Raw genomic sequence first — 23,996 nt, forward strand, 5'->3', positions numbered from 1 at the left:
AATTGCATTACTTCTGAATCAAATAACGAATCGTTGGACCATCCTGCTGAATATCCAGCACCGTATAGCCGTGATTACGCGCATCCAGTGGAATATTGTTGATTGACTGCGGGCAATCGCTCACCACTTCCAGAATCTCACCTTTCTTCAATTGCGGCATCGCTTCCAGTGTGGCGACAGCCGGGTACGGACACGGCTCGCCGACCATATCGAGGCGATAATCAGGCACGATATTTTTCATACAGACTCCTTGGCAGGCGTCAGCCCAGCGCGACGGAAGAAGCGTTTTTCCCAGCCGATGATGAGCATCAGCGCGGTAAATAACAGCAGATAGGTTACCAGCAGGCCCCCGAGCGGGCCGAAGGTGTTGAGCAGATTCACTTTGTCCCAACTGGTGGCAAGCGCAGGAGCAAAATCATCCCAGTAGTAGGCCAGAATGGTCGAGCCAATAACGTTGCCCAGACCCACCCACCAGTAATGCACCTGGCCTTCAACGGCGCGGTACATCCAGCCCGTTTCACACCCGCCCGCCAGAACAATGCCGAAGCCGAACAGCAAGCCGCCGATCACCGCATTCGGACCTGCCCACATGATTTTAGGCTCGACGCCCAGTTGCACGTAGCTAAAGATACCAATGGCGCTGACCGCCATCCCGAAGATGATCGCTTTCGCCATATGGGTGCGACCGGAAATCCACAGGTCGCGGAAGGCGGAGGTGAAGCAGATTTGCGCCCGTTCAATCAGCAGCCCGAACCCGACGCCGAACAGCATGGCCAAACCAAGTTTGGGCTTATCCATTGCAGTGAGTAGCGCCCAGCCGATCATGGCGATAAACACCAGCATGCCGAGGCGGAAACGGCGACGGGCCTGATCTGGCTTTTGCGTTAACGGAGAAGCGGCGGAGACTTTCTGCATTTTGACCGGAATACGAAACATCGGCAGCAGGGTAAAGCGTGCGCCAAACCATGAGCCAATAGCCGTTGCCAGCGCGAAAAACCAGGCGTGTAGCGAGAACTGCGGAATACCGGTGAAGAATGCGGCCAGGTTACAGCCCATTGCCAGCCGGGCGCCGAATCCGGCAATCATTCCGCCGACTATCGCCTGCATAATGCGCACCCGACTGCGCGGCATGCGTAATTTGACGTTGTTTGCCCACAATGCGGCAGCAAAACAGCCCCCGAACATACCGAGGATCATCATGCCGTCAATGCGGGTCAGGGGTGAGCCTTCGAGATGGATCAGCTTGTAGTATCCCCATTCTTCGGCGTGAACGCCGAACAGTTGCAGGATTTGACCACCCCAGCGAGTGAATTCGCCGGTAACGGCCCAGAAGGTTCCCGTAATGCCGAAATAGTAGGTAGAGAGAATACCCGCTGCGATGACCGCAGGGGCGGGGGCCCAAAATTTAATTAACCAGGCCTGTTTGAAGTGTTGCCATGACATGCGTTGTGCCTCTGAACTCAGAAGGTATGTAACAAGAAGTGTGGATACTACACCGATCAGAATTTTTGACTATGAGTAATAAGAGGTAACATCGTCTGGATCAATCTTTCTCGACGCTGCCGAAAGGCTGGCGACATCAGGCCTTTAATGCCACAATCCCATTTTCTTCGCATGCAGGATGAATGATGAAAAAATTAGCAATCGTTGCTGTATTTCTGGCGCTTACCGGATGCGCCGAAGTAGAAAATTATAACGACGTGGTGAAAACGCCAGCGCCAGCCGGTCTGGAAGGATACTGGCAGTCAAAAGGTCCGCAACGCAGTCTGGTGAGCCCGGAAGCGATTGCCAGCCTGGTGGTAACAAAAGAGGGCGACACGCTGGATTGTCGCCAGTGGCAGCGAGTGATCGCGCTGCCGGGGAAACTGACGATGATCTCTGGCGATCTCACCAACGTGACGGTGAAACGCGAGCTGTATGAGATTGAGCGTGAAGGCAATACGCTGGAATATGACGGTATGACGCTGCAGCGGGTCGACCGCCCGACGCAGGAATGTGCTGATGCGCTAAAGAAAACGCCGCTGGCCACGCCACTGCCATAAGCTATACGCCCCGGTAGCCCACGGCCACCGGGGTTGAGTTTTATAACACGTCTTCAATCACCCACACACTGACGCTACCGCCGTTACAATAAAACGTCGCTTCACCGTTTTCATCGGTGACTACGCTTTCTTCGCGATTTCCCAGATAGTCGCGCCAGGTTTTATTCCCGTAATTCGCACCGAGATTGATGGTCTTTTCCCCGTCATCGCCGTTAGACAGAACAACCACACAGCCGGGATCCTCGTCTGTTCCGCTGCGGCTAAAAGCGATACAGTTAGGATGATCGAAAAAGAGCGTCTGTACCCCGTGCGCGAAGCGCTGGCGCGCGAGGATCAGTTCATCAAGCTGCTCGATGATCGGCATGTCGATAGGATAGGTTTCGCCATCGCCGCCGGTGTCTTCGTAATGCGCCCCGTAGAGGTCAGGATAAAACACTGACGGTACGCCGTTTTCGCGCAACAGGATCAGCGCATAGGCCAGCGGCTTAAACCACGGTTCGACAGGGGCTTCCAGCGCCTGCAAGGGCTGAGTGTCGTGATTGGCCACCAGGGTGACGGCATGAAACGGATCGGCTTCCACCAGGGTGTCGGTGAAAATCTGACTCATGTCGTAATCGCGTCCCTGACGAGAGGCTTCGTGGAATTTCATCTGTAAAGGGGCGTCGAATAACATGGTTTTCCCCTCCACCTGATTAATGTAGGTTTGCAGCTTGTCGACTTCATGCGACCAGTATTCCGCGACGATAAACAGCGGCTTGGGGGCGACTTCCTGCACATGCTCAATCCACTCTTTATAAAACCATGCCGGAATATGTTTCACGGCATCTAACCGAAAGCCGTCACACTGGGTTTGCTCCATCACCCAACGCGCCCAGTATTTGATCTCTTCGGTGACCGCGTGATTGCGAAAATCGATGTTTTCGCCCATCAGATAATCAAAATTACCCAACTCATCATCAACCTGATCGTTCCAGCCTTCGCCGGTGTAGTCGTTCACGATTTTAAAAATGCCGTCTTCGGTTGGGTTTTCGATATGGTCAATACCGCTGAAGCATTTAAAGTCCCAAATGAATTGCGAGTACTGGCCTGCGCGGGCAGGGAAGGTGTAGCGCGTCCAGCCTTCGCATTCGACGATCTCATCGTCTATTTGCGTGCGATCCTCGGCGTTAACCCGCTGGACACGAATATGCTCTTTTTCATCTGCACCCATCTTGTGGTTAACCACCACGTCGAGCAGTACGGCAATATCATTGTGTTTTAGCGCGTCTATCGCCGCCAGCAGCTGGTTTTTATCGCCATATTTGGTAGCGATGGTTCCCTTTTGGTCGAATTCGCCCAGATCAAACAGATCGTAGGAGTCGTAGCCAACGGAATAGCCGCCGGATGCGCCTTTATAAGCGGGAGGTAACCACACCATATTGATGCCGATGTCATTGAGTCCACCTGCGCGTTCGGCAAGTTCGGGCCAGAGTTGACCGCCCTCGGGGTAATACCAGTGAAAATACTGCAATAACGTGGGATTTTTCATCTTCCGTGCTCCAGAAGTCGTTTGGCCGACCTCTGGAGTATGGAAGATTATTCAGACGAGACGGGAAATTATTGTGGGGCAGTGGGGGCGTCGGGAACTAACAGCATGCCGGAAAGACGGCCATAAGCGTTATTTAGCGTCTTTTGGCGCGTCGACTGACCGATGAGATTGCTGAGTTCATCCAGACGCTGCTGTAACAATGTTTTGAGCAGTTGTTCGTTATCCAGCGTCTGTTTAATGTACCCGGCCACTAAATCCTGAATACTTCGCGTAATGCCTGGTGGAGTTTGCTCTTCCATGACCACTTCAATACTTTGCAGATAGGTAACTTCCTGTTCCAGTAAAAGGTCCCATTCACCGCGCTGCGCCAGTTCCAGCAGTGAGTGACTGAGCAGCGCGATGCGCTGCCAACGGTTGATAAACTCCACGGCTGAGGTCATTAACGAGACTCCTGGGAAGATGCTTTCGGTGAGATCTGTTTCCAGGCATCTGCAATGTTGCCGAGTAACCCTTCGACTTCTTCAATGGCCTGACAATCATTACGCAAGTTAGCTTGCAGTAAACGGCGAATCATATAGTCATACAGAGAAGACAGATTGGTGGCGATTTCGCCGCCATTCTCTTGATCAAGTCCTGCCTTCAGGCCATTGTCGATAATATTAATGGCTTTACTTAACGCTTCACCTTTGGCGACGATATCACCCTGTTGCATAAACAGGCGAGCGCGCACCAGGGCGCTGTTCGCGCCATCAAACAACATTTCAATCAGTTGATGTGGGCTGGCGCTCATCACGGCGCTTTCCACGCTGACCTGTGCATAGGCTTTGGTACCGCTCGCGGTATACATGCTTACCTCGTGTTATCAGGATTTATTCATCGCTGTAAATTGTTGGCCCAGATAGGTACTGGTGTTATTCAGTTTGCTCATCATGCTATCAAGCTGGGTAAACTGCGCCGTATAACGCGCAACCATGTCGTCAATGCTGGCGCTAACTGACAGATATTGTTTGGTCAGTTTTTTCAGCGTGGCGTTAATGCTGTCTTGCGCATTATCGATAATGCCGTCATCGGCGAGATAGCTTTTTACTTCAGCGGCAATTTTGGTGGTGATGCCGGTTTCTTTACCGTCGCCAGCCAGCAGTTCGCGAACAGAGGCGGTGTTTTCATCCAGCGCTTTTTTCAGCTTGGTATCATCGATGGACATCTTGCCGGTTTTGCCATCTTGTTTGATGCCGATTTCATTCAGTGTCTTAAAGGCACCTTCAGCACCGGAGTTAGCAAACTGTGCACGAATGCCTGTCTGAATCGTACGTACTACGCTGTCACCGACCAGCGCGCCGTTGTCTTTGTCCTGACCTTCCGCACCTGCATCTACGGCTTTATATTTGGTCAGCGTATTAAAGGTATCGATCAGTGAGTTATAGGCATCCACCCAACCTTTAATCGCTTCCGTGGCTTTCTCATTGCTTTTCGTCACCGTCACGCGCGCGTCGGTAACTTTTTTGGTAAGTTCCAGCGTAACACCCTGCGGGGCATCGGTGACTTTGTTGCTTTGACGTTCAATATCGATACCGTTCATCGTGAGCTTGGAGTTCTGGGCCTGAACCAGCTCAGTCATTTTTCCTGTACCGGTCGTGCTGTCGTAAGCCAGCATATCGTTAAGCTTGCTGTCGCCCTCAACAGAGATGGTCATCTTGCTGTCCATACCTTCTGCTGCGGTCAGCACCAGTTTGAACTCGCCGTCTTTCACCTTCACGATACTGGCGGAGATACCGCTATCGGTGTCGTTAATTGCCTTGCTGATATCATCCAGCGTGGTCTTATCTTGGGAGAGTTTAATCTCCAGCGGCTCTTTACGGCCCGGCTGCTCAATTTTAATGGTACGCGTGGCGGAGCCATCACCCAGAGCCTCTTTGTTTGAGGCCACCGATGTGGTGCTCAGCGATTGTGCCTGTGCCAGTTGCGTGACGCTGATGGTATAAATACCCGGTGCCGCGCCTGCTTCGGTGGTGACTTTCAGGTCTTCAGTACTGCTCGTCACATTACTGCTTCTGAACAACTCCGGTTTATTTAACGCGGTATTGGCCGTCTGGAACTTTTCCAGCGCACTCTTCAGCGTACCGTAAGCCGTCAGACGGGCAGTATTGTCGGTCTGTTGCTGAGTAATTGGATTTAGACGTTTTTTCTCAGCAATAGTCAGGTTGTTTAGCAACGTGTCCAGTGGTAAGCCTGAGCCTACGCCTAATGATGTAAATGAAGCCATGCCCGATTCCTTGTGATTGCAAACAATTGTTATGCGGGTTATCGGCAATCTGCGCGCAAAGTTTAATGATAGTTTTGTCAAAATAATGCGCGGAATAGTGGTGCATATAGAGGGTATTTCGCGGGCTAAGAAAAAAAACGACAGAAAGTAAAAATTTTCTAAAGTTCGAAATTAAGGTGCCGATACATGGGTTACGGTGAGAAACCGTGGGCAACAGCCCAATAACATCAAGTTGTAATTGATAAGGAAAAGATCATGGCACAAGTCATCAATACAAACAGCCTGTCGCTGTTGACCCAAAACAACCTGAACAAATCTCAGTCCGCTCTGGGCTCCGCTATCGAGCGTCTGTCCTCTGGTCTGCGTATCAACAGCGCGAAAGACGATGCTGCTGGTCAGGCGATTGCAAACCGTTTCACCGCTAACATCAAAGGTCTGACTCAGGCGTCCCGTAACGCCAACGACGGTATCTCCGTTGCACAGACCACTGAAGGCGCCCTGTCTGAAATCAACAACAACCTGCAGCGTGTTCGTGAACTGTCTGTACAGGCAGCGAACGGCTCCAACTCCGAGTCTGACCTGAGTTCTATCCAGGACGAAATTAATCAGCGCCTGGCAGAAATCAACCGTGTTTCCGAGCAGACCGACTTCAACGGTAAAAAAGTTCTGAACCAGGACGGCCAGTTGACTATTCAGGTTGGTGCAAAAGATAATGAAACTATTACTATCGATCTGAAAAAAATCGATAGCACTACCCTTGGGCTGTCTGATCTTAATATCTCTAAAACGGGTAAAACTGTTAATAATGGTGACACCATTAACATCCGTTCTACTCTGGCAAAAGCTGATTTCAGTGACGTAAATACAGGCGCTGGTAAGGTAGATTTTGCAGCTGCAACTGCTGGTGATGTTAAGTTAGCTCAAGACAAATCAGGCAAATACTACGCAACAGCGGATAATGGTACAACGTATTACGCGGCGACTGTTGACAATAAAACAGGTAAAGTATCCATTGATAGCCGTAACCCAGCTTCCAGCACCACAGGGTTAACATTGACCACTGTTACTGAAGTGGGCAAAGACGTTACTGCGGATACTGCGGCATTAACTGCTGCTAATAAATCCTTGGTTACATACAAAGATCAGTCTGGTAATGCAGCATATGCTGTTAAGACCGTAGATGGCAATGGTGTTGAATCGTATAAAAATGCCACTTTTGCTGGTGGTGTGGCAAGCGAAGGTACCACTGTACTGTCCTTAGGCACAACGGATCCGCTGAAGAAAATTGATAAGGCGCTCTCTGACGTTGATCAGTTCCGCAGCTCCCTGGGTGCTATTCAGAACCGTTTTGAATCTGCAATTACCAACCTGGGTAACACGGTTAACAACCTGTCTTCTGCTCGTAGCCGTATCGAAGACTCCGACTACGCGACCGAAGTGTCTAACATGTCTCGTGCGCAGATCCTGCAGCAGGCGGGTACTTCCGTCCTGGCACAGGCTAACCAGACCACGCAAAACGTACTCTCTTTACTGCGTTAATCCACCGATTGGGTTACTCAGTCGTTAGAGACAATAAAGGCAGCGAAAGCTGCCTTTTTTCTATACTGGAGTCTGAAGAATGCAAGAAATTACCGTTACTGAACCCAATTTTGTGACTACGTTTCAGTGCACCGGCACACAATGTCGCGATCATTGCTGTAAAGGCTGGAATATACATCTGGATAAGGCAACGGTGAATAAATATGTCTCCAGTAAAAATGAGATCATTAAGAACATTGCCAAAGAGAATATTATTCTGCTTAAAAAAGATATTGCGCAATGGGGGGTAATTAAACTTGCCGATGGCACTGGAAACTGTCCTTATCTGACCGAAGAGAGTCTGTGTCAGGTACAAAAAACATTGGGAGCCCAGGCGCTAAGTACGACCTGTCAAACATTCCCGCGTGTTGAGCGTGTTTATAAAAATGATGTGAGAAAATCGCTAAATTTATCGTGCCCTGAGGTTGTTGGTATTGTATTAACAGATCCTAATGCGATGATATTGAATGAAAAAAGTACCGTGAAACCGCAGGCTAATGTTAAACCCGCCCTTACACCACAGCAAAAGCTGTTGAATCTTTTTTGTTTAAGCCTTGTGGATCAGGCTGGACGTGATATCAACGTCGGATTTTATTCTCTGATTAAGTTAACACTGTTTATCGAGAAATTTCAGTCGGTTGATAACGCCGCGTTGTCAGAGATTGAACCCGTTTATCATGCACTGTTAGCTCAGCTTCAATCGGGAGAGTTAAGAAAGGAGCTGTCAGATTTTTCAGCGGATGGAAATATCAAATTATCCTTAGTGCTTTTGCTGCAGGACTATTTTCGCAGTAATTCAGGGAGCAGAGGGAGTGGCGTACTGAATTATTATATTCAGTGCTTGCTGAGGACGCTAACTCAGGACGATACTTATTCCGTAGATGAGGGCATTGCCAGACTTGAGGCGACCTGGGAGAAGGTTTATGAACAGCAGGGTGAGTCTGGGTTCGATCTTAAAAATTTCATTTTATATAAAATTTGGGAAAACAACTTTCCTAATCAAAAGAACGTAGACCCGCTACGTTCTTTATACATGATAAGTGTTGAATACTACTTCATCAAAATGTTGATCGCCGCGAGTGCCTACGAAAGAACGTACCTGGAGAAGGAGGATGCGATCAATATCGTCTATAGCTTTCATTCGCGAAGCCAGCATAATCCTACCGTGCATGAGAACTTCCACAAGCACATCGAGACCGTCAGAACAGGTGATGACCTGTCGATGATTCATCTCTTGACATAATTTTAACGGGATGCGTGAAAACGCATCCCTCGCAGGCTAACTATTTGATTTATTCTTGATTATTTCTTATTCGAAATAACGCCATCAGCTACATAAGTGAAATAACCCTTCTTTTATAGCCTTATTCCTCCGATAGAACCCCCTGCAGAAACGGATAATCATGCCGATAACTCATTTAACGCAGGGCTGTTTATCGTGAATTCACTGTATACCGCTGAAGGTGTAATGGATAAACACTCGCTGTGGCAGCGTTATGTACCGTTGGTGCGTCACGAAGCATTGCGCCTTCAGGTGCGTTTGCCGGCGAGCGTAGAACTGGATGACCTGCTACAAGCGGGCGGCATCGGGTTATTGAATGCAGTCGACCGATATGACGCTTTGCAAGGAACGGCATTTACCACTTACGCAGTGCAGCGTATTCGTGGAGCGATGCTGGACGAACTACGTAGCCGGGATTGGGTGCCGCGTAGCGTTCGGCGCAATGCTCGCGAAGTGGCACAGGCGATGGGGCAACTGGAGCAGGAATTAGGGCGTAACGCGACGGAAACCGAAGTGGCGGAGCGTCTGGCTATTCCTGTGCAAGAGTATCGTCAGATGTTGCTTGATACCAATAATAGCCAACTCTTCTCCTACGACGAGTGGCGGGAAGAGCATGGCGATAGTATTGAGCTGGTGACGGAAGAACATCAGCAGGAAAACCCGTTACAGCAGCTACTTGAGGGTAACCTCCGCCAGCGCGTGATGGACGCGATCGAAGCGTTGCCGGAACGCGAAAAGCTGGTGTTAACGCTGTACTACCAGGAAGAGCTGAATCTGAAAGAGATTGGCGCGGTACTGGAAGTGGGGGAGTCACGGGTTAGCCAGTTGCACAGTCAGGCCATCAAACGTCTACGCACCAAGCTGGGTAAGCTATAGGGGTACATCATTACCCCTGAACAATGCCGCATTACGAATTGACTACCAGGAGTTCTCATGACGGTGCAGCAATCAAAAAGACGGCCTCTAAGCCGCTACCTCAAAGATTTCAAACACAGCCAGACGCATTGCGCCCATTGCTTTAAGTTGCTCGACAGGATCACGCTGGTTCGCCGCGGGCAAATTGTGAATAAAATCGCCATCGCCCGACTGGACACGTTGCTGAATGAAGCAGAGTGGGAACAGGAGAAAAAAGAGTGGGTGGCACTGTGTCGTTTTTGCGGTGATTTGCACTGCAAAGAGCAGAGCGACTTTTTTGACATTATCGGCTTCAAGCAATTTTTATTCGAGCAGACCGAAATGAGTCACGGCACGGTACGCGAATACGTTGTGCGCCTGCGTCGCCTCGGGAATCATCTGACCGAACAAAATATCTCTCACGATCTGCTGCAGGAAGGGTTTCTCGACGAAAACCTTGCCCCGTGGCTACCGGAAACCAGCACCAACAATTACCGCATCGCCTTGCGTAAGTATGAGCAGTTTAAAGCTCATACGCATATGGGACATATGCAGAAATCCTCCTGGACAGCCAGTTCTGATATATATTAAAAACGAATAAGGTGTAACAGAGTCGTGTTTGTGGATCACGGCAAACGCTTTACACTGTAGTCATAAATGATAGTCACTAATGACAATATTCGGGGTAACTATGAAATTAGCACTTCTGGGACGTCAGGCTCTGATGGGTGTAATGGCTGTTGCACTTGTCGCCGGAATGAGCGTGAAGACTTATGCAGATGAAGGTCTGTTAAATAAAGTTAAAGAGCGCGGCACGCTGCTGGTGGGCCTGGAAGGGACCTATCCCCCGTTTAGTTTTCAGGGCGATGACGGCAAGCTGACCGGTTTCGAAGTGGAGTTTGCCGAGGAACTGGCCAAGCATCTCGGAGTGAAAGCCACGCTGAAGCCGACCAAATGGGACGGTATGCTGGCTTCTCTTGATTCCAAACGCATTGACGTGGTCATCAACCAGGTGACTATCTCTGATGATCGTAAGAAAAAATACGATTTCTCTACCCCGTATACGGTCTCTGGTATCCAGGCGCTGGTGAAGAAAGGCAATGAAGGCGTTATTAAGACTGCTGCCGATCTGAAAGGTAAAAAAGTCGGCGTGGGTCTGGGAACCAACTATGAAGAGTGGCTGCGCCAGAACGTGCAGGGCGTGGATATTCGTACCTATGATGATGACCCGACCAAATATCAGGATCTGCGTGTAGGTCGTATCGACGCCATCCTGGTTGACCGTCTGGCCGCGCTGGATCTGGTGAAAAAAACCAAGGATACGCTGGCCGTTACCGGTGAAGCATTCTCCCGCCAGGAGTCCGGCGTGGCGCTGCGTAAAGGCAATGAAGATCTGCTGAAAGCGGTGGATGCAGCCATTGCTGAAATGCAGAAAGACGGTTCACTGAAAGCTCTGTCTGAAAAATGGTTTGGAGCAGATGTGACGAAATAATCGTCATCTGATGAAAAAAGGCGCCTTTAACAGCGCCTTTTTTTATTTCATTGCGCCTGAACGTGCATAATAAAAGAACATCACAACAACGAATACCGGAGGCTGTATGCCGCTGCATAATTTAACGCGCTTTCCACGTCTGGAATTTATTGGCGCGCCAACGCCACTCGAATATCTTCCGCGCCTCTCAGATTATCTCGGGCGTGATATTTTCATTAAACGCGATGACGTCACGCCGATGGCTATGGGCGGCAATAAGCTGCGTAAGCTGGAGTTTCTGGCCGCAGACGCGCTGCGTGAAGGCGTGGATACGCTGATAACCGCTGGTGCGATTCAGTCTAACCATGTTCGCCAGACGGCGGCGGTCGCCGCTAAGCTTGGCCTGCACTGCGTGGCGCTGTTGGAAAATCCGATAGGCACCACTGCCGAAAACTATCTCACCAATGGCAACCGTCTGCTGCTGGACCTGTTTAATACGCAGATTGAAATGTGCGATGCGCTGACCGATCCGAATGCACAGCTGCAGGAGCTGGCGACGCGGATTGAAGCGCAAGGGTTCCGCCCGTATGTGATCCCGGTTGGGGGTTCCAATGCACTGGGTGCGCTGGGCTATGTGGAAAGTGCGCTGGAAATTGCCCAACAGTGTGAAGGGGCCGTTTCGCTCTCTTCCGTAGTGGTGGCCTCGGGCAGTGCGGGAACGCATGCCGGACTGGCCGTGGGTCTGGAGCAATTGATGCCAGACGTCGAACTCATCGGCGTGACCGTCTCACGCAGCGTGGCGGATCAAAAGCCCAAAGTTGTTGCACTGCAGCAGGATATTGCCCGGGAGCTGGAACTGACGGCCTCAGCGAAAATCCTGTTATGGGACGATTATTATGCGCCGGGCTACGGTACGCCAAACGAAGAGGGCATGGAGGCGGTAAAACTGCTGGCGCGTCTGGAAGGCATTTTGTTGGATCCGGTGTATACCGGCAAGGCGATGGCGGGTCTGATTGATGGCATTAGCCAGAAGCGCTTCAAGGATGAAGGGCCAATTCTCTTTATTCATACTGGTGGGGCGCCTGCGCTGTTTGCCTACCATCCTCACGTGTAACGACCAGGTAGAAAAACGCTCATGCATGAAAGTATCCAACTGGTGATTGATTCTCTGCCGTATCTGCTCAAGGGCGCAGTTTTTACGCTGCAACTGAGTATCGGTGGGATGTTCTTTGGCCTCATGCTGGGGTTTATCCTGGCGCTGATGCGTCTGTCGCCGCTGCTGCCTGTGCGCTGGCTGGCGCGCTTTTATATCTCTATCTTTCGCGGAACGCCGTTGATTGCCCAGCTGTTCATGATCTATTACGGTCTGCCGCAGTTTGGTATTGAGCTTGATCCTATTCCGGCTGCGATGATTGGCTTATCGCTTAATACGGCGGCCTACGCTGCGGAAACGCTGCGTGCGGCAATCTCCTCCATCGACAAAGGGCAGTGGGAAGCGGGTGCCAGTATTGGTATGACGCGGTGGCAAACCATGCGCCGGGCAATCCTGCCGCAGGCTGCGCGGGTTGCGCTCCCGCCGCTGAGTAACAGCTTTATCAGCCTGGTGAAGGACACCTCTCTGGCCGCGACTATTCAGGTACCGGAACTGTTCCGTCAGGCGCAGTTGATTACCTCGCGTACGCTGGAGGTATTCACGATGTATCTGGCAGCCTCGTTGATTTATTGGGTGATGGCGACGGTGCTTTCTGCACTGCAAAACTATTTTGAAGAGCAACTGAACCGCCAGGAGAGAGAGCCGAAATGAGTGCTATCGAAGTCAGAAACCTGGTCAAAAAATTCCATGGGCAAACGGTGCTGCATGGGATCGATCTTGACGTCAAACCCGGTGAAGTTGTGGCGATTATCGGGCCGAGCGGCTCGGGCAAAACTACGCTGCTGCGCAGTATTAATTTGCTGGAGCAACCGGAGGCGGGCACCATTAAGGTGGGTGAGATTACCATTGATACCGCGCGTTCGTTAACTCAGCAGAAAGGTCTGATTCGTCAGTTGCGCCAGCACGTGGGCTTTGTGTTCCAGAACTTTAATTTGTTCCCGCATCGCACGGTGCTGGAAAACATTATTGAAGGTCCGGTGATTGTTAAAGGCGAACCGAAAGCCGAAGCGACAGCCCGAGCGCGCGAACTGCTGGCGAAAGTCGGGTTAGCTGGTAAAGAAACCAGCTATCCGCGGCGTTTGTCCGGCGGGCAGCAGCAGCGCGTGGCTATTGCCCGGGCGTTGGCGATGCGACCTGAGGTTATTCTTTTTGATGAACCGACCTCCGCGCTTGATCCTGAACTGGTTGGTGAGGTACTTAATACCATCCGCCAGCTGGCGCAGGAAAAACGCACCATGGTGATTGTGACGCATGAAATGAGCTTTGCACGCGACGTTGCCGATCGGGCGATATTTATGGATCAAGGACGGATAGTGGAGCAGGGGCCAGCTAAATCCTTATTCACGCATCCGCAGCAGCCGCGAACCCGTCAGTTTCTTGAAAAGTTTCTGATGCAATAAATAGTGCATGCAGCACTCGTCGAAATTGTTTTTTGGCGAGTGCTGTTCGCATAACTATTTATAATTATTGCTTTATTATTAACTCCCAATACTGTTACTTCCTGCCGCCGTTGAGTAATGCTCAAGTAATTGTTCATTTGTCCGATAATTTGCATATATAAAATACATTTATGTGTTAGCTTGTTTCATATGTTTGGATGATTATCAATCTCAGGGGTATTACCACTTAGTATGCAGGGTCATGATTTCTTCACCTGGCGACGGAGTATGCTGTTACGCTTTCAGGAAATGGCGACGGCAGAGGATGTCTATAATGAATTACAACAACAGACGCAGCATTTAGAGTTCGATTTTTACGCGCTCTGTGTTCGTCATCCCGTACCTTTTACCCGACCTAAAACGTCGCTTCACACGACCTATCCCAAAGCATGGGTGGCGCATTATCAGTCCGAGAATTATTTCGCTATTGATCCGGTGCTGAAGCCTGAAAACTTCAGTCAGGGGCATTTACCCTGGAACGATACCTTATTTCGCGATGCACAGCCCCTGTGGGATGCCGCGCGCAATCACGGTTTACGTAAAGGGATGACGCAATGCTTAATGTTGCCTAATCGGGCGTTGGGTTTTTTATCGGTATCGCGTGCGAGTGTCCGTAATAGTCGCTTTGCAAACGATGAGGTAGAGCTCAGGATGCAACTGCTGGTGCGGGAAAGCTTGTCGGTACTGACGCGGCTGCAAGATGACATGGTCATGGCGCCAGAGATGCGCTTTAGCAAGCGGGAAAAAGAGATATTGAAATGGACGGCAGAGGGGAAAACCTCTTCAGAGATAGCGATAATTCTGTCGATTTCTGAAAATACCGTTAACTTTCACCAGAAAAATATGCAAAAGAAATTTAATGCACCCAACAAAACGCAGATCGCCTGTTATGCCGCGGCAACCGGGCTGATCTGAGTAAATTATCGTTCTGAGTGTCAGACGCAAACCCGGCTGAGAGCATCGCTGTCAGCCGGGTTCTTATTACTGGCGGTAGGCCTGTTTAATTTGCTTAACAGTGCTGGAAAATACCGCAGCCTGTGATTGATCTTCAATCAGCGCGATCTGTTTTTCCATTTTAAGAATCACGCGCCCTGCATCGGCTTGGCCCATTGCCTGCAGCATCAGCGTTAACATGGCTTTCAGGCAGGTGACTTCATTGGCCAGTTCCTGGTTATTCTCAGCAGTGGAAAAGTCAGGCGTACTCATTTATTTTCCTCGTTATGTTTCAATGAAAAAGTGCGATGTCAAATCTTAAGGCGCCGGAGTATACCATAAGCGAGGCTAAAAATATCAGCGGTTGTTTTCTGCGCAAACATAAGCCGCGGACATTAAAATAAACAACATGTTGCACTGCATATATTTTCTCCATCTGTTGTTTATTTCGAGTATTTTACTCGTTAATTATTGTTACAACTTTAGCTGCCTATTTTGCATTCAACGGACGAATATGAATTTTTTGTCACTATTCTGAAACAGCTATGCAGATATAACCGTGGCAAAAGGTTGCCATAACAGAAAGTTTCCACTCGTCGTACCTTCTAATTTCCAAAAACGAGAGCAAAATCGAAAGACGGCGATTTTTACATTTCAAAGTTGAGATAAAACCCGTTAACATAGGACCGATTAACTATCGGTAGCGTTATCCCTATTCTGGAGATATTCCTTTGATCAACGTTTTTCTTGTTGATGACCACGAACTGGTGCGCGCAGGGATACGACGCATTCTTGAAGATATAAAAGGCATTAAAGTTGTCGGCGAGGCGTGCTGCGGTGAAGATGCGGTAAAATGGTGCCGCTCAAATTCCGTTGACGTTGTGCTGATGGACATGAATATGCCCGGTATTGGTGGCCTTGAGGCAACGCGTAAAATTGCGCGTTCAACGGCTGACATTAAAGTGATCATGCTGACTGTTCATACCGAAAACCCGTTACCTGCAAAAGTCATGCAGGCGGGAGCCGCGGGCTATCTCAGTAAGGGGGCTGCGCCCCAGGAGGTCGTGAGTGCGATTCGTTCGGTTTATTCTGGCCAACGTTATATTGCCTCCGATATCGCTCAGCAGATGGCGCTCAGCCAGATTGAGCCTGAGAAAACGGAAACCCCGTTTGCCAGTTTGTCTGAACGTGAGTTGCAGATTATGCTGATGATCACCAAAGGTCAGAAGGTCAATGAGATCTCAGAGCAACTGAATCTTAGTCCTAAAACGGTGAACAGCTATCGCTATCGAATGTTCAGTAAATTAAACATTCACGGCGATGTTGAGCTGACTCACCTGGCAATTCGCCATGGCCTGTGTAATGCGGAGACATTAACAAGCCAGTGACCGATCAGTTTGATGCCAAAGCGTTCCTGAAAACCGTGACCAGTCAGCCCGGCGTTTATCGTATGTATGATGACGCCGGGACGGTCATCTACGTCGGGAAAGCGAAAGACCTGAAAAAAAGGCTTTCCAGCTACTTCCGTAGCAACCTCGCATCGCGTAAGACCGAAGCACTGGTCGCGCAAATACAGCAGATTGATGTCACGGTTACGCACACCGAAACCGAGGCGTTATTGCTTGAGCACAACTACATCAAGCTGTATCAGCCGCGTTATAATGTTTTGCTGCGCGACGATAAATCCTATCCTTTTATTTTCCTCAGCGGCGATACCCATCCTCGCCTGGCAATGCATCGCGGGGCCAGGCATGCCAAAGGCGAGTACTTTGGACCGTTTCCTAACGGCTACGCCGTACGCGAAACGTTGGCGTTGCTACAGAAAATCTTCCCTATTCGTCAGTGCGAAAATAGTGTTTATCGCAATCGCTCGCGGCCCTGTCTGCAATATCAGATTGGCCGCTGCCTCGGTCCGTGTGTGGTGGGCCTGGTGAGTGAGGAAGAGTATGCGCAGCAGGTTGATTACGTTCGTCTGTTCCTGTCCGGGAAAGACGATCAGGTATTAACGCAGCTGATCGCCCGGATGGAAAAGGCCAGCCAAAATCTCGAGTTTGAAGAGGCTGCCCGCATTCGTGACCAAATTCAGGCCGTACGCCGCGTGACCGAAAAACAGTTTGTCTCTAATACCGGAGACGATCTGGACGTCATCGGCGTGGCGTTTGATGCCGGCATGGCCTGTGTGCACGTGCTGTTTATTCGCCAGGGTAAAGTGTTAGGCAGTCGTAGCTATTTCCCGAAAGTACCTGGTGGAACAGAACTCGGCGAGGTCGTTGAAACCTTTGTCGGACAGTTTTATCTGCAGGGAAGTCAGATGCGCACCTTACCCGGTGAGATCCTGCTCGATTTTAATCTTAGCGATAAAACCCTGCTGGCGGACTCTTTGTCTGAGCTGGCCGGGCGGAAGATCAACGTTCAGACGAAACCGCGAGGCGATCGCGCACGATATCTGAAGCTGGCGCGTACCAACGCGGCGGTGGCGTTAACCACAAAACTTTCCCAGCAGTCGACCATTACCCAACGCCTGACGGCGCTGGCATCAGTACTCAAGTTACCCGCAGTGAAACGCATGGAGTGCTTTGATATCAGCCACACGATGGGCGAGCAGACGGTAGCCTCCTGCGTGGTATTCGATGCCAATGGACCACTGCGCGCCGAGTATCGCCGCTATAACATCACGGGTATTACGCCGGGTGATGATTATGCGGCAATGAATCAGGTTCTCCGCCGGCGCTACGGTAAGGCAATTGAAGAAAGTAAGATTCCGGACGTCATATTGATCGACGGCGGGAAAGGTCAACTGGGGCAGGCGAAAGCCGTGTTTGCTGAACTGGACGTGCCCTGGGACAAACAGCACCCGCTTTTGTTGGGTGTGGCAAAAGGGGCCGATCGTAAAGCTGGTCTGGAAACGCTGTTCTTTGAGCCGGAAGGTGAGGGCTTTAGCCTACCGCCGGATTCGCCTGCATTGCACGTTATCCAGCATATCCGCGATGAATCTCACGATCATGCGATTAGCGGGCACCGTAAAAAACGGGCGAAGGTGAAAAATACCAGCACGCTGGAGACTATTGAAGGTGTCGGGCCGAAGCGTCGGCAGATGTTGTTGAAATATATGGGCGGTTTGCAAGGGCTTCGTAACGCGAGTATTGAAGAAATTGCAAAAGTGCCGGGTATTTCGCAAGCTCTGGCAGAAAAGATCTTCTACTCGTTGAAACATTAGGCCCTCTGTAGCAACATAGGGGTAATTTTACTGACAACAGATAGTTATCCGTCATATGCAATTTAATATCCCTACGTTGCTCACGCTGTTTCGCGTCATCCTGATCCCATTCTTTGTATTGGCTTTTTATCTGCCATTCACTTGGGCTCCCTTCGTTTGTGCGCTGATCTTCTGTATTGCGGCGGTCACCGACTGGTTTGACGGCTATCTGGCGCGTCGCTGGAACCAAAGCACGCGTTTTGGCGCCTTCCTCGATCCGGTCGCTGATAAGGTACTGGTGGCTATCGCGATGGTGCTGGTGACCGAGCACTATCACAGCTGGTGGGTAACGCTTCCTGCCGCCACGATGATCGCGCGTGAAATTATTATCTCTGCGCTGCGTGAGTGGATGGCTGAACTGGGTAAACGTAGCAGTGTGGCGGTGTCCTGGATCGGCAAAGTGAAAACCACTTCGCAAATGGCCGCGCTCGCATGGCTGCTGTGGCGTCCAAATATTTGGGTAGAGTACGCCGGGATCGCACTTTTCTTCGTTGCCGCGATACTGACGTTGTGGTCAATGTTCCAGTATTTGAGCGCTGCGTGGGGAGATTTGCTTGAACAGTGATCGTTTCGGCGCAAATTTCAGCAAACGATCGTCAGTGGTGAAAAATATCGTTGACTCATTGCGTCAGGTAAGTAGAATGCAACGCATCGAACGGCAGCACTGATTGCCAGACGATAACAAAATCAAGTGATTAACAAAGTTACTTGGTGATGCGGGAATAGCTCAGTTGGTAGAGCACGACCTTGCCAAGGTCGGGGTCGCGAGTTCGAGTCTCGTTTCCCGCTCCAAATTAAAGACATCGGCAGTAGCGGATGTCGGCTTAAAAGCCAGAAGATTTCGGCGCGTTAGCAAAGCGGTTATGTAGCGGATTGCAAATCCGTCTAGTCCGGTTCGACTCCGGAACGCGCCTCCAATTTCTTCCCGAGCCCGGATGGTGGAATCGGTAGACACAAGGGATTTAAAATCCCTCGGCGTTCGCGCTGTGTGGGTTCAAGTCCCACTCCGGGTACCATGGGAAAGAAAAGAATAATCAAAGCAATAAGCAGTGTCGTGAAACCACCTACGGGTGGTTTTTTTGTGCCTGAAATTTCTCGCTTCTCGCTCAGCGAACCTTCAAGCTCAGAAATCCCCTGGCTTTCATCCTATGTACATCACAGGCATTTGGGGTGTAACGCAAGCATATCACCCTGACGGGCTCAACATAGATACGCCAACGCTATTGCAACTCTTACCGGTCTTGAACTAACAGGTTAGATGAAAACAAGCAGAGTTACTATCAGCGTGCAGCATGAGCTCTTAAGGCCTGTCAGCCAGTCGTTGAGATAGATTTTCTGATACATATGAAACTCTCCCTGTTTTGAAATTCTCTTTTATGATTCCAGAAGTCAGGAGGGGCGGCTACAGGTCATGAGAGATAAACGTTCGCAGCCGAGGGGCCTCGAAGACCATTTATTCGACAAAACTCAACGCGTAATCCGGGGATGAGTACTTCTGAGTCACGGAGGCTTAAGGCTGAAATGTGAAGCTGTACATCTTTGCGACCATCGGAGGGGGAGATAAGGCCTTTACCGCTCTTGCAGTCAAAGGCTTTGACAATTCCTGTCATTTTACGAGACAAAAAAATTCCTTAAAGCTAATAACGTGTTGCACTATACACATACCCCGGGATAATGCCAGAAATATTTTTCAGCTATCGTGAGATCTGGATAGCTAAAATAAACATTGATTATTATATACGCCCGTGCGTTAATGGTCGCGTCGGTTTGAAGAACAGACAAAATACAAAGTAGTTTACTAAAGCAGTTCTCATTTCAGGTGTTTTATATTTATCCCTTCTTTGAGTCTCCCCACTAAGCACTAAGTAGTTTCTGTAATAAAACCATGTTCGCCGGAAGGCCAAATTAAGGAATACAAAATGTCAAAAAAGATGAATGGTTTAGTAAAATGGTTTAATGCCGATAAGGGATTCGGTTTTATTTCTCCTGTTGACGGTAGTAAAGATTTATTTGTACATTTTTCTGCTATCCAGAGCGATAATTTCCGCACCTTGTTTGAAGGGCAAAAAGTCTCTTACTCCATTGAGAATGGTACTAAAGGTCCGGTTGCTGGCAATGTAGTTATTACAGAGTAAATCCTTTTTTTGTCTGTATGCGATAACGAAGAAGGCTAAAGCCTGAGTAGACATACTGACAGAAGCAATGGATGTATTGTTGGGTCAGTAGAGATGAAATGTTACTGATCCGGCATTCAGGGCAACGGTCAGCATATTTCATCTCTCTTTTGCATGAGAAAGTATGCTGACCATTGTGAGTACGTGTAGGTTCGCTGCACGAAAAGTCTAACCACTTGCTTTGCACGACAACATACGCAAGAAGATAGCTTTTCCCAGATATCACCATCTTTTTTATTTTTAAATATGAAAATACTAAACCCGCAGCCAGCGGGTTTTCTATTATCTGTAGCTTGATAAATCTTAAAATACAGATGTGGTGATTCTGTTCCAGAAATAGAGTCTAAAACGGATTCAGGCTGCTTCTTTTTGGTTTGTCTGGAATACTTTATTGCAATGAGGGCAGATTAAAAGAGAACCTTTTTGTACTCTTGAAAAACTGTGTTCAGATTGTTGGGTACAGTTTGGGCAGGTGCATTTGACAAGATAGTTGCGGCGTGATTTAGAGTCTTTACGTTCTGACATAGGCTTTTCCTTGAGTGGATGAACTTCAACCATACCCTAATTTGTCCAAAAAATCTTAACTTTATGATGTTTTGGATATGTAAATATAAAGAAAAGGTATCGCAAAGAGCCTGATGATAAGGGCGGCTTCCCAAATTTATTTCTGTAATCCTCAATCTCCCTGGCTGCGTGGTTCTAATGAAAATACGAACAGATTGCTCAGACAGTATTTTCCAAAAGGAGCTGGCTTATCGGTTCGCAGCCAGCAAAGAATTAACATTGTTGCATCCAGCGGCTGAACGCCCAGCAAAAAGCGGACGTTTTTGAGCTCAGTAAAAAAGGACGTTATATTTTCGCCTGATTGACGCGGGATGAAAGCTCCTGATGGCTCTCTTTTCGTTCGCTGTAGCGATCGGCAAGGTAATCGGTTTGCCCCTTGAGCAGCAGCGTGATTTTAAACAACTCCTCGGCGACATCGACGATACGATCATACCAGGACGAAGGTTTCATTCGCCCGTTCTCATCGAATTCTTGCCAGGCTTTGGCTACTGAGGACTGGTTAGGGATCGTGAACATCCTCATCCAGCGCCCAAGGATACGCATCTGGTTCACGGCGTTAAAAGACTGCGACCCGCCGCAGACCTGCATCACCGCCAGTGTTTTTCCCTGTGAAGGGCGAACGGCCCCTTCGCTTAAGGGTATCCAGTCGATCTGTGCCTTCATCACCGCACTCATTGCCCCATGCCGCTCCGGGGAACTCCACACCATCCCATCACACCATCTGACCAGCTCGCGCAGCTCGGTGACTTTTGGGTGCGTATCTGGGGCATCATCCGGCAGGGGTAAACCTGAGGGGTTAAACAGTCTTACTTCCGCTCCCATCGCCGTCAGCAGGCGTCCTGCTTCTTCTGCGGCAAAACGACTGTAAGAACGCTCTCTTACCGAGCCATACAGAATCAGTATGCGTGGCGGCTCCTGGAGCTGCAGGCGTTCAGCAATCTGTTGATCGAAGCAATCAGCATTCAGTGCAGGAAAGTGTTCCATTTTTTACTCCTCCGGGAGGTTCTGTGATTTCAAATTCAACACATATGATTTATCATATATGTATTCTAAAGGGAACGGAGTAAAAAATGCTACAGCCAGTTCAGCTTTTTAAAATCCTGTCGGATGAAACCCGTCTCGCCATTGTTATGCTTCTCCGGGAATCCGGCGAACTGTGCGTATGCGATATATGCGCGGCGACCTCTGTATCACAGCCTAAAATCTCTCGCCATATGGCTATTCTGCGAGAAGCGGAGCTGGTGCTTGACCGCCGGGAAGGCAAATGGATTCACTACCGTCTGTCTCCCCACATGCCAGCGTGGGCCGCTGAGACGATCACGACGTCCTGGCAGTGTCTGAGGAAAGATGTGGGTGAATGGCTGAAAAAATCAGCCTGCACATCCTGTTGAGAGAATTTTTTACATACACATAATCATATATAAAGGAATCTAAAATGCTTTTGGCAGGGAGTATTTTTATACTGACGCTGGTCCTGGTCATCTGGCAGCCCAGAGGTCTCAGCATTGGCTGGAGCGCAAGTATCGGAGCCTTACTGGCACTGGGGACGGGGGTCATCCACATTGATGATATTCCCGTAGTCTGGAATATCGTCTGGAACGCAACAGCGGCATTCATCGCGGTGATTATCATCAGCCTGCTGCTCGATGAGTCCGGTTTCTTTGAATGGGCCGCGCTGCATGTCTCCCGCTGGGGTAACGGGCGTGGTCGCCTGCTGTTTACCTGGATAATACTGCTTGGCGCTGCTGTTGCTGCGCTGTTTGCTAACGACGGTGCAGCACTGATACTGACGCCGATTGTGATTGCGATGCTACTCGCCCTGGGGTTCAGCCAGGCGACGACGCTGGCCTTTGTCATGGCTGCAGGATTTATCGCAGATACTGCCAGCCTGCCGCTGATTGTCTCTAACCTGGTCAATATTGTCTCGGCGGATTTCTTCGGCCTGGGCTTTACACAGTATGCCTCCGTAATGGTCCCTGTGAACCTGGCGGCCATTGCTGCCACGCTGGTCATGCTCCATCTCTTCTTCCGCCTCGACATCCCGGCCAGATATGACGTTTCACTGCTCAAGATGCCCGCCAGTGCGATTAAAGATCCGGCGACGTTCAGGGCGGGCTGGATTGTTCTGCTGTTCCTGCTGGTCGGTTTCTTTGTTCTGGAGCCGCTGGGGATCCCAGTAAGCGCGATAGCAGCAGTTGGGGCTGCGGTGCTGTTCGTGGTAGCCAAGCGTGGCCACGCCATTAATACCGGGAAAGTGCTGCGCGGGGCGCCCTGGCAGATCGTGATTTTCTCGCTGGGTATGTATATGGTCGTCTACGGCCTGCGTAATGCAGGACTCACCGAGTATCTTTCTGCTGTACTCAATATGCTGGCAGACAAAGGTTTATGGGCTGCCACGTTCGGTACCGGCTTCCTGACTGCCTTCCTGTCGTCTGTGATGAACAATATGCCGACCGTGCTGATTGGTGCATTGTCCATTGACGGGAGTGCTGCGACCGGCGTCGTCAAAGAGGCGATGATTTATGCCAATGTGATTGGCTGCGATTTAGGTCCTAAAATCACCCCGATAGGCAGTCTGGCAACTCTGCTGTGGCTTCATGTGTTGGCACAGAAAAATATGACCATCACCTGGGGATATTACTTCCGCACCGGCATTATCATGACTCTGCCCGTGCTGTTCGTCACTCTGGCCGCGCTGGCGTGGCGGCTCTCTGTCACTTTTTAATGAGATACTGATATGAGCAACATTACCATCTATCACAACCCGGCCTGTGGCACCTCACGTAACACGCTGGAAATGATCCGTAACAGCGGTAACGAACCAACTATTATTTATTATCTCGATACGCCCCCGACTCGTGATGAACTGACCAAACTGATTTCAGATATGGGCATTTCAGTACGCGCATTGCTGCGTAAGAACGTTGAACCTTATGAGCAACTGGGTCTTGATGAAGATAAGTTTTCTGATGAGCAGTTGATCGATTTTATGATTCAGCATCCGATCCTGATTAATCGGCCGATTGTAGTGACGCCGCTTGGCACGCGTCTTTGTCGTCCCTCAGAAATTGTGCTGGATATTTTACCTGAAGCTCAGAAAGGCTCTTTTACCAAAGAGGATGGCGAAAAGGTCATTGACGAAACAGGGAAACGGGTTAAGTAATCTTTCCGCTTAATATTATCGGGTGCCTGTTGACTTCATACCGGGGCCTGCTCTTCGCTGATAACCCTCGTTCACGACTGGAGAAGCGTATTTGCGGGGGTATCAAAACAGGTTCATTAGCCTGCCCACTTGCCAGAAGAGACATTTGTCTCACTCCGAATGCATTTCGTTTATCAATTATTGAAATAAATATATACATAATAGTTTTTGATTAGCAGAACTTACCGATGCAGGTCAGTTGAAGCAATTTCATTTC

The 23,996-nt window shown here is 49.7% G+C and carries 29 protein-coding genes, 3 tRNA genes and 1 pseudogene; 21 read left to right on the plus strand and 12 right to left on the minus strand.

The features are described from left to right. Window positions 1-7 precede the first annotated feature (7 nt). Complete coding sequence (gene yedF / locus HV311_RS09720; protein WP_000790504.1) at window positions 8-241, minus strand: sulfurtransferase-like selenium metabolism protein YedF; 234 nt, start codon at window positions 239-241, stop codon at window positions 8-10. Next, window positions 238-1,443, minus strand: coding sequence for a selenium metabolism membrane protein YedE/FdhT (gene yedE / locus HV311_RS09725; protein WP_047416083.1), 1,206 nt, complete (start codon window positions 1,441-1,443; stop codon window positions 238-240). The genes yedF and yedE overlap by 4 nt, the downstream gene beginning before the upstream one ends. A 185-nt stretch (window positions 1,444-1,628) precedes the next feature. Here yedE and yedD point away from each other — a divergent pair, with 185 nt between their 5' ends. After that, on the plus strand, window positions 1,629-2,042 hold the full coding sequence (gene yedD, locus HV311_RS09730; RefSeq protein WP_016153484.1) for a lipoprotein YedD: 414 nt from the start codon (window positions 1,629-1,631) through the stop codon (window positions 2,040-2,042). A 40-nt stretch (window positions 2,043-2,082) separates the two neighbouring features. Here yedD and amyA read toward each other — a convergent pair whose 3' ends face one another. The 4 genes from amyA to fliD form a co-directional block, all read right to left on the minus strand. Further along, the gene (gene amyA, locus HV311_RS09735; RefSeq protein WP_049269548.1) at window positions 2,083-3,570 is read right to left on the minus strand and encodes an alpha-amylase; all 1,488 of its coding nucleotides are present in this window, start codon (window positions 3,568-3,570) and stop codon (window positions 2,083-2,085) included. Window positions 3,571-3,638: 68 nt separating this feature from the next. Next, window positions 3,639-4,010, minus strand: a complete 372-nt coding sequence (fliT, locus tag HV311_RS09740) for a flagella biosynthesis regulatory protein FliT (RefSeq protein WP_003030458.1) — start codon at window positions 4,008-4,010, stop codon at window positions 3,639-3,641. Continuing rightward, window positions 4,010-4,417: a flagellar export chaperone FliS gene (gene fliS, locus HV311_RS09745; protein ID WP_046669996.1), complete on the minus strand. Its 408-nt coding sequence runs from the start codon at window positions 4,415-4,417 to the stop codon at window positions 4,010-4,012. The genes fliT and fliS overlap by 1 nt, the downstream gene beginning before the upstream one ends. A gap of 15 nt (window positions 4,418-4,432) precedes the next feature. Continuing rightward, the gene (gene fliD / locus HV311_RS09750; protein WP_103928336.1) at window positions 4,433-5,833 is read right to left on the minus strand and encodes a flagellar filament capping protein FliD; all 1,401 of its coding nucleotides are present in this window, start codon (window positions 5,831-5,833) and stop codon (window positions 4,433-4,435) included. Between the two features lie 255 nt (window positions 5,834-6,088). On the opposite strand from fliD, the gene HV311_RS09755 reads away from it, so the two are divergent. The 9 genes from HV311_RS09755 to sdiA all read left to right on the plus strand — a co-directional run bounded on the left by HV311_RS09755 (window position 6,089) and on the right by sdiA (window position 14,565). Continuing rightward, window positions 6,089-7,372, plus strand: coding sequence for a FliC/FljB family flagellin (locus HV311_RS09755; RefSeq protein WP_191221017.1), 1,284 nt, complete (start codon window positions 6,089-6,091; stop codon window positions 7,370-7,372). A gap of 79 nt (window positions 7,373-7,451) precedes the next feature. Continuing rightward, window positions 7,452-8,654 (plus strand): flagellin lysine-N-methylase, encoded by a 1,203-nt coding sequence (gene fliB / locus HV311_RS09760; protein WP_191221018.1) that lies wholly within the window; start codon window positions 7,452-7,454, stop codon window positions 8,652-8,654. A 195-nt stretch (window positions 8,655-8,849) separates the two neighbouring features. Then, window positions 8,850-9,569, plus strand: coding sequence for an RNA polymerase sigma factor FliA (gene fliA / locus HV311_RS09765; RefSeq protein WP_016153479.1), 720 nt, complete (start codon window positions 8,850-8,852; stop codon window positions 9,567-9,569). Between the two features lie 57 nt (window positions 9,570-9,626). Further along, window positions 9,627-10,178, plus strand: a complete 552-nt coding sequence (fliZ, locus tag HV311_RS09770; RefSeq protein WP_016153478.1) for a flagella biosynthesis regulatory protein FliZ — start codon at window positions 9,627-9,629, stop codon at window positions 10,176-10,178. A 100-nt stretch (window positions 10,179-10,278) separates the two neighbouring features. Then, window positions 10,279-11,079 (plus strand): cystine ABC transporter substrate-binding protein, encoded by an 801-nt coding sequence (tcyJ, locus tag HV311_RS09775; RefSeq protein ID WP_016156835.1) that lies wholly within the window; start codon window positions 10,279-10,281, stop codon window positions 11,077-11,079. A 106-nt stretch (window positions 11,080-11,185) separates the two neighbouring features. After that, the gene (gene dcyD / locus HV311_RS09780; protein ID WP_191221019.1) at window positions 11,186-12,172 is read left to right on the plus strand and encodes a D-cysteine desulfhydrase; all 987 of its coding nucleotides are present in this window, start codon (window positions 11,186-11,188) and stop codon (window positions 12,170-12,172) included. Between the two features lie 21 nt (window positions 12,173-12,193). Continuing rightward, complete coding sequence (gene tcyL / locus HV311_RS09785; RefSeq protein ID WP_191221020.1) at window positions 12,194-12,862, plus strand: cystine ABC transporter permease; 669 nt, start codon at window positions 12,194-12,196, stop codon at window positions 12,860-12,862. After that, window positions 12,859-13,611: an L-cystine ABC transporter ATP-binding protein TcyN gene (gene tcyN, locus HV311_RS09790; protein WP_003030477.1), complete on the plus strand. Its 753-nt coding sequence runs from the start codon at window positions 12,859-12,861 to the stop codon at window positions 13,609-13,611. Before tcyL ends, tcyN begins: the two co-directional genes overlap by 4 nt. A 231-nt stretch (window positions 13,612-13,842) precedes the next feature. After that, a complete protein-coding gene (gene sdiA, locus HV311_RS09795) occupies window positions 13,843-14,565 on the plus strand; it encodes a transcriptional regulator SdiA (RefSeq protein ID WP_016156833.1) in 723 nt (240 codons plus the stop codon). A gap of 66 nt (window positions 14,566-14,631) precedes the next feature. On the opposite strand, the gene HV311_RS09800 is transcribed toward sdiA, so the two are convergent. Continuing rightward, entirely contained in the window at window positions 14,632-14,856 is a 225-nt protein-coding gene (locus HV311_RS09800; RefSeq protein WP_016153474.1) for a DUF2594 family protein, read from the minus strand. A gap of 19 nt (window positions 14,857-14,875) precedes the next feature. Beyond that, window positions 14,876-15,019 carry a hypothetical protein gene (locus HV311_RS28225; RefSeq protein ID WP_418135068.1) on the minus strand — a complete coding sequence of 48 codons (144 nt, stop codon included), beginning with the start codon at window positions 15,017-15,019 and terminating at the stop codon, window positions 14,876-14,878. A gap of 295 nt (window positions 15,020-15,314) precedes the next feature. On the opposite strand from HV311_RS28225, the gene uvrY reads away from it, so the two are divergent. From uvrY to HV311_RS09830, 6 genes are all read left to right on the plus strand, one after another. Next, window positions 15,315-15,971, plus strand: a complete 657-nt coding sequence (gene uvrY / locus HV311_RS09805; protein WP_006684079.1) for a UvrY/SirA/GacA family response regulator transcription factor — start codon at window positions 15,315-15,317, stop codon at window positions 15,969-15,971. After that, the gene (gene uvrC / locus HV311_RS09810; protein ID WP_191221021.1) at window positions 15,968-17,800 is read left to right on the plus strand and encodes an excinuclease ABC subunit UvrC; all 1,833 of its coding nucleotides are present in this window, start codon (window positions 15,968-15,970) and stop codon (window positions 17,798-17,800) included. Before uvrY ends, uvrC begins: the two co-directional genes overlap by 4 nt. 55 nt (window positions 17,801-17,855) lie before the next feature. Next, complete coding sequence (gene pgsA / locus HV311_RS09815; RefSeq protein WP_016153472.1) at window positions 17,856-18,404, plus strand: CDP-diacylglycerol--glycerol-3-phosphate 3-phosphatidyltransferase; 549 nt, start codon at window positions 17,856-17,858, stop codon at window positions 18,402-18,404. A 151-nt stretch (window positions 18,405-18,555) separates the two neighbouring features. Continuing rightward, window positions 18,556-18,631, plus strand: a tRNA-Gly gene (locus HV311_RS09820). A 51-nt stretch (window positions 18,632-18,682) separates the two neighbouring features. After that, a tRNA-Cys gene (locus HV311_RS09825) sits at window positions 18,683-18,756 on the plus strand. A gap of 12 nt (window positions 18,757-18,768) precedes the next feature. Next, a tRNA-Leu gene (locus HV311_RS09830) sits at window positions 18,769-18,855 on the plus strand. Window positions 18,856-19,093: 238 nt separating this feature from the next. Here HV311_RS09830 and HV311_RS28230 read toward each other — a convergent pair. Further along, on the minus strand, window positions 19,094-19,183 hold the full coding sequence (locus HV311_RS28230; protein ID WP_016153471.1) for a hypothetical protein: 90 nt from the start codon (window positions 19,181-19,183) through the stop codon (window positions 19,094-19,096). A 65-nt stretch (window positions 19,184-19,248) separates the two neighbouring features. After that, the gene (cspH, locus tag HV311_RS09835; protein WP_049040548.1) at window positions 19,249-19,461 is read right to left on the minus strand and encodes a cold shock-like protein CspH; all 213 of its coding nucleotides are present in this window, start codon (window positions 19,459-19,461) and stop codon (window positions 19,249-19,251) included. Between the two features lie 297 nt (window positions 19,462-19,758). Here cspH and cspA point away from each other — a divergent pair, with 297 nt between their 5' ends. Continuing rightward, complete coding sequence (gene cspA, locus HV311_RS09840; RefSeq protein ID WP_016153470.1) at window positions 19,759-19,974, plus strand: RNA chaperone/antiterminator CspA; 216 nt, start codon at window positions 19,759-19,761, stop codon at window positions 19,972-19,974. Between the two features lie 393 nt (window positions 19,975-20,367). Here the strand turns inward: cspA and HV311_RS09845 are convergent, their stop codons facing one another. After that, complete coding sequence (locus HV311_RS09845; protein ID WP_162835200.1) at window positions 20,368-20,538, minus strand: YnfU family zinc-binding protein; 171 nt, start codon at window positions 20,536-20,538, stop codon at window positions 20,368-20,370. Window positions 20,539-20,669: 131 nt separating this feature from the next. Here HV311_RS09845 and HV311_RS27845 point away from each other — a divergent pair. Then, a pseudogene (locus tag HV311_RS27845) lies at window positions 20,670-20,804 on the plus strand (IS30 family transposase); the annotation flags it as partial. Window positions 20,805-20,862: 58 nt separating this feature from the next. Here HV311_RS27845 and arsH read toward each other — a convergent pair. Next, the gene (arsH, locus tag HV311_RS09850) at window positions 20,863-21,561 is read right to left on the minus strand and encodes an arsenical resistance protein ArsH (protein ID WP_016153469.1); all 699 of its coding nucleotides are present in this window, start codon (window positions 21,559-21,561) and stop codon (window positions 20,863-20,865) included. Window positions 21,562-21,647: 86 nt separating this feature from the next. Here arsH and HV311_RS09855 point away from each other — a divergent pair, with 86 nt between their 5' ends. Genes HV311_RS09855 through arsC form a run of 3 tightly spaced genes read left to right on the plus strand, consistent with a single transcriptional unit; the run spans window position 21,648 to window position 23,740 of the window. Then, the gene (locus tag HV311_RS09855) at window positions 21,648-21,968 is read left to right on the plus strand and encodes a transcriptional regulator (RefSeq protein WP_049040547.1); all 321 of its coding nucleotides are present in this window, start codon (window positions 21,648-21,650) and stop codon (window positions 21,966-21,968) included. A gap of 44 nt (window positions 21,969-22,012) precedes the next feature. Continuing rightward, on the plus strand, window positions 22,013-23,302 hold the full coding sequence (locus tag HV311_RS09860) for an arsenic transporter (RefSeq protein ID WP_191221022.1): 1,290 nt from the start codon (window positions 22,013-22,015) through the stop codon (window positions 23,300-23,302). A 12-nt stretch (window positions 23,303-23,314) separates the two neighbouring features. Further along, entirely contained in the window at window positions 23,315-23,740 is a 426-nt protein-coding gene (gene arsC, locus HV311_RS09865) for a glutaredoxin-dependent arsenate reductase (protein WP_016153466.1), read from the plus strand. Window positions 23,741-23,996 lie beyond the last annotated feature (256 nt).

Origin of the sequence: Citrobacter sp. RHBSTW-00881 (genome assembly GCF_013728515.1) — a bacterium.
Lineage (GTDB): Bacteria > Pseudomonadota > Gammaproteobacteria > Enterobacterales > Enterobacteriaceae > Citrobacter > Citrobacter braakii.

Bases quoted from the DNA above. Each gene is read 5' to 3' on its own strand.
- tcyL (WP_191221020.1), top strand. From the start codon at position 12,194: ATGCATGAAAGTATCCAACTGGTGATTGATTCTCTGCCGTATCTGCTC.
- yedD (WP_016153484.1), top strand. From the start codon at position 1,629: ATGAAAAAATTAGCAATCGTTGCTGTATTTCTGGCGCTTACCGGATGC.
- fliZ (WP_016153478.1), top strand. From the start codon at position 9,627: ATGACGGTGCAGCAATCAAAAAGACGGCCTCTAAGCCGCTACCTCAAA.
- arsH (WP_016153469.1), bottom strand. From the start codon at position 21,561: ATGGAACACTTTCCTGCACTGAATGCTGATTGCTTCGATCAACAGATT.
- fliD (WP_103928336.1), bottom strand. From the start codon at position 5,833: ATGGCTTCATTTACATCATTAGGCGTAGGCTCAGGCTTACCACTGGAC.
- HV311_RS28230 (WP_016153471.1), bottom strand. From the start codon at position 19,183: ATGTATCAGAAAATCTATCTCAACGACTGGCTGACAGGCCTTAAGAGC.
- amyA (WP_049269548.1), bottom strand. From the start codon at position 3,570: ATGAAAAATCCCACGTTATTGCAGTATTTTCACTGGTATTACCCCGAG.
- fliT (WP_003030458.1), bottom strand. From the start codon at position 4,010: ATGACCTCAGCCGTGGAGTTTATCAACCGTTGGCAGCGCATCGCGCTG.
- fliB (WP_191221018.1), top strand. From the start codon at position 7,452: ATGCAAGAAATTACCGTTACTGAACCCAATTTTGTGACTACGTTTCAG.
- fliS (WP_046669996.1), bottom strand. From the start codon at position 4,417: ATGTATACCGCGAGCGGTACCAAAGCCTATGCACAGGTCAGCGTGGAA.
- tcyN (WP_003030477.1), top strand. From the start codon at position 12,859: ATGAGTGCTATCGAAGTCAGAAACCTGGTCAAAAAATTCCATGGGCAA.
- HV311_RS09855 (WP_049040547.1), top strand. From the start codon at position 21,648: ATGCTACAGCCAGTTCAGCTTTTTAAAATCCTGTCGGATGAAACCCGT.
- pgsA (WP_016153472.1), top strand. From the start codon at position 17,856: ATGCAATTTAATATCCCTACGTTGCTCACGCTGTTTCGCGTCATCCTG.
- dcyD (WP_191221019.1), top strand. From the start codon at position 11,186: ATGCCGCTGCATAATTTAACGCGCTTTCCACGTCTGGAATTTATTGGC.
- HV311_RS09860 (WP_191221022.1), top strand. From the start codon at position 22,013: ATGCTTTTGGCAGGGAGTATTTTTATACTGACGCTGGTCCTGGTCATC.
- HV311_RS09845 (WP_162835200.1), bottom strand. From the start codon at position 20,538: ATGTCAGAACGTAAAGACTCTAAATCACGCCGCAACTATCTTGTCAAA.
- yedE (WP_047416083.1), bottom strand. From the start codon at position 1,443: ATGTCATGGCAACACTTCAAACAGGCCTGGTTAATTAAATTTTGGGCC.
- HV311_RS09755 (WP_191221017.1), top strand. From the start codon at position 6,089: ATGGCACAAGTCATCAATACAAACAGCCTGTCGCTGTTGACCCAAAAC.
- cspA (WP_016153470.1), top strand. From the start codon at position 19,759: ATGTCAAAAAAGATGAATGGTTTAGTAAAATGGTTTAATGCCGATAAG.
- yedF (WP_000790504.1), bottom strand. From the start codon at position 241: ATGAAAAATATCGTGCCTGATTATCGCCTCGATATGGTCGGCGAGCCG.
- arsC (WP_016153466.1), top strand. From the start codon at position 23,315: ATGAGCAACATTACCATCTATCACAACCCGGCCTGTGGCACCTCACGT.
- sdiA (WP_016156833.1), top strand. From the start codon at position 13,843: ATGCAGGGTCATGATTTCTTCACCTGGCGACGGAGTATGCTGTTACGC.
- tcyJ (WP_016156835.1), top strand. From the start codon at position 10,279: ATGAAATTAGCACTTCTGGGACGTCAGGCTCTGATGGGTGTAATGGCT.
- HV311_RS28225 (WP_418135068.1), bottom strand. From the start codon at position 15,019: ATGGAGAAAATATATGCAGTGCAACATGTTGTTTATTTTAATGTCCGC.
- HV311_RS09800 (WP_016153474.1), bottom strand. From the start codon at position 14,856: ATGAGTACGCCTGACTTTTCCACTGCTGAGAATAACCAGGAACTGGCC.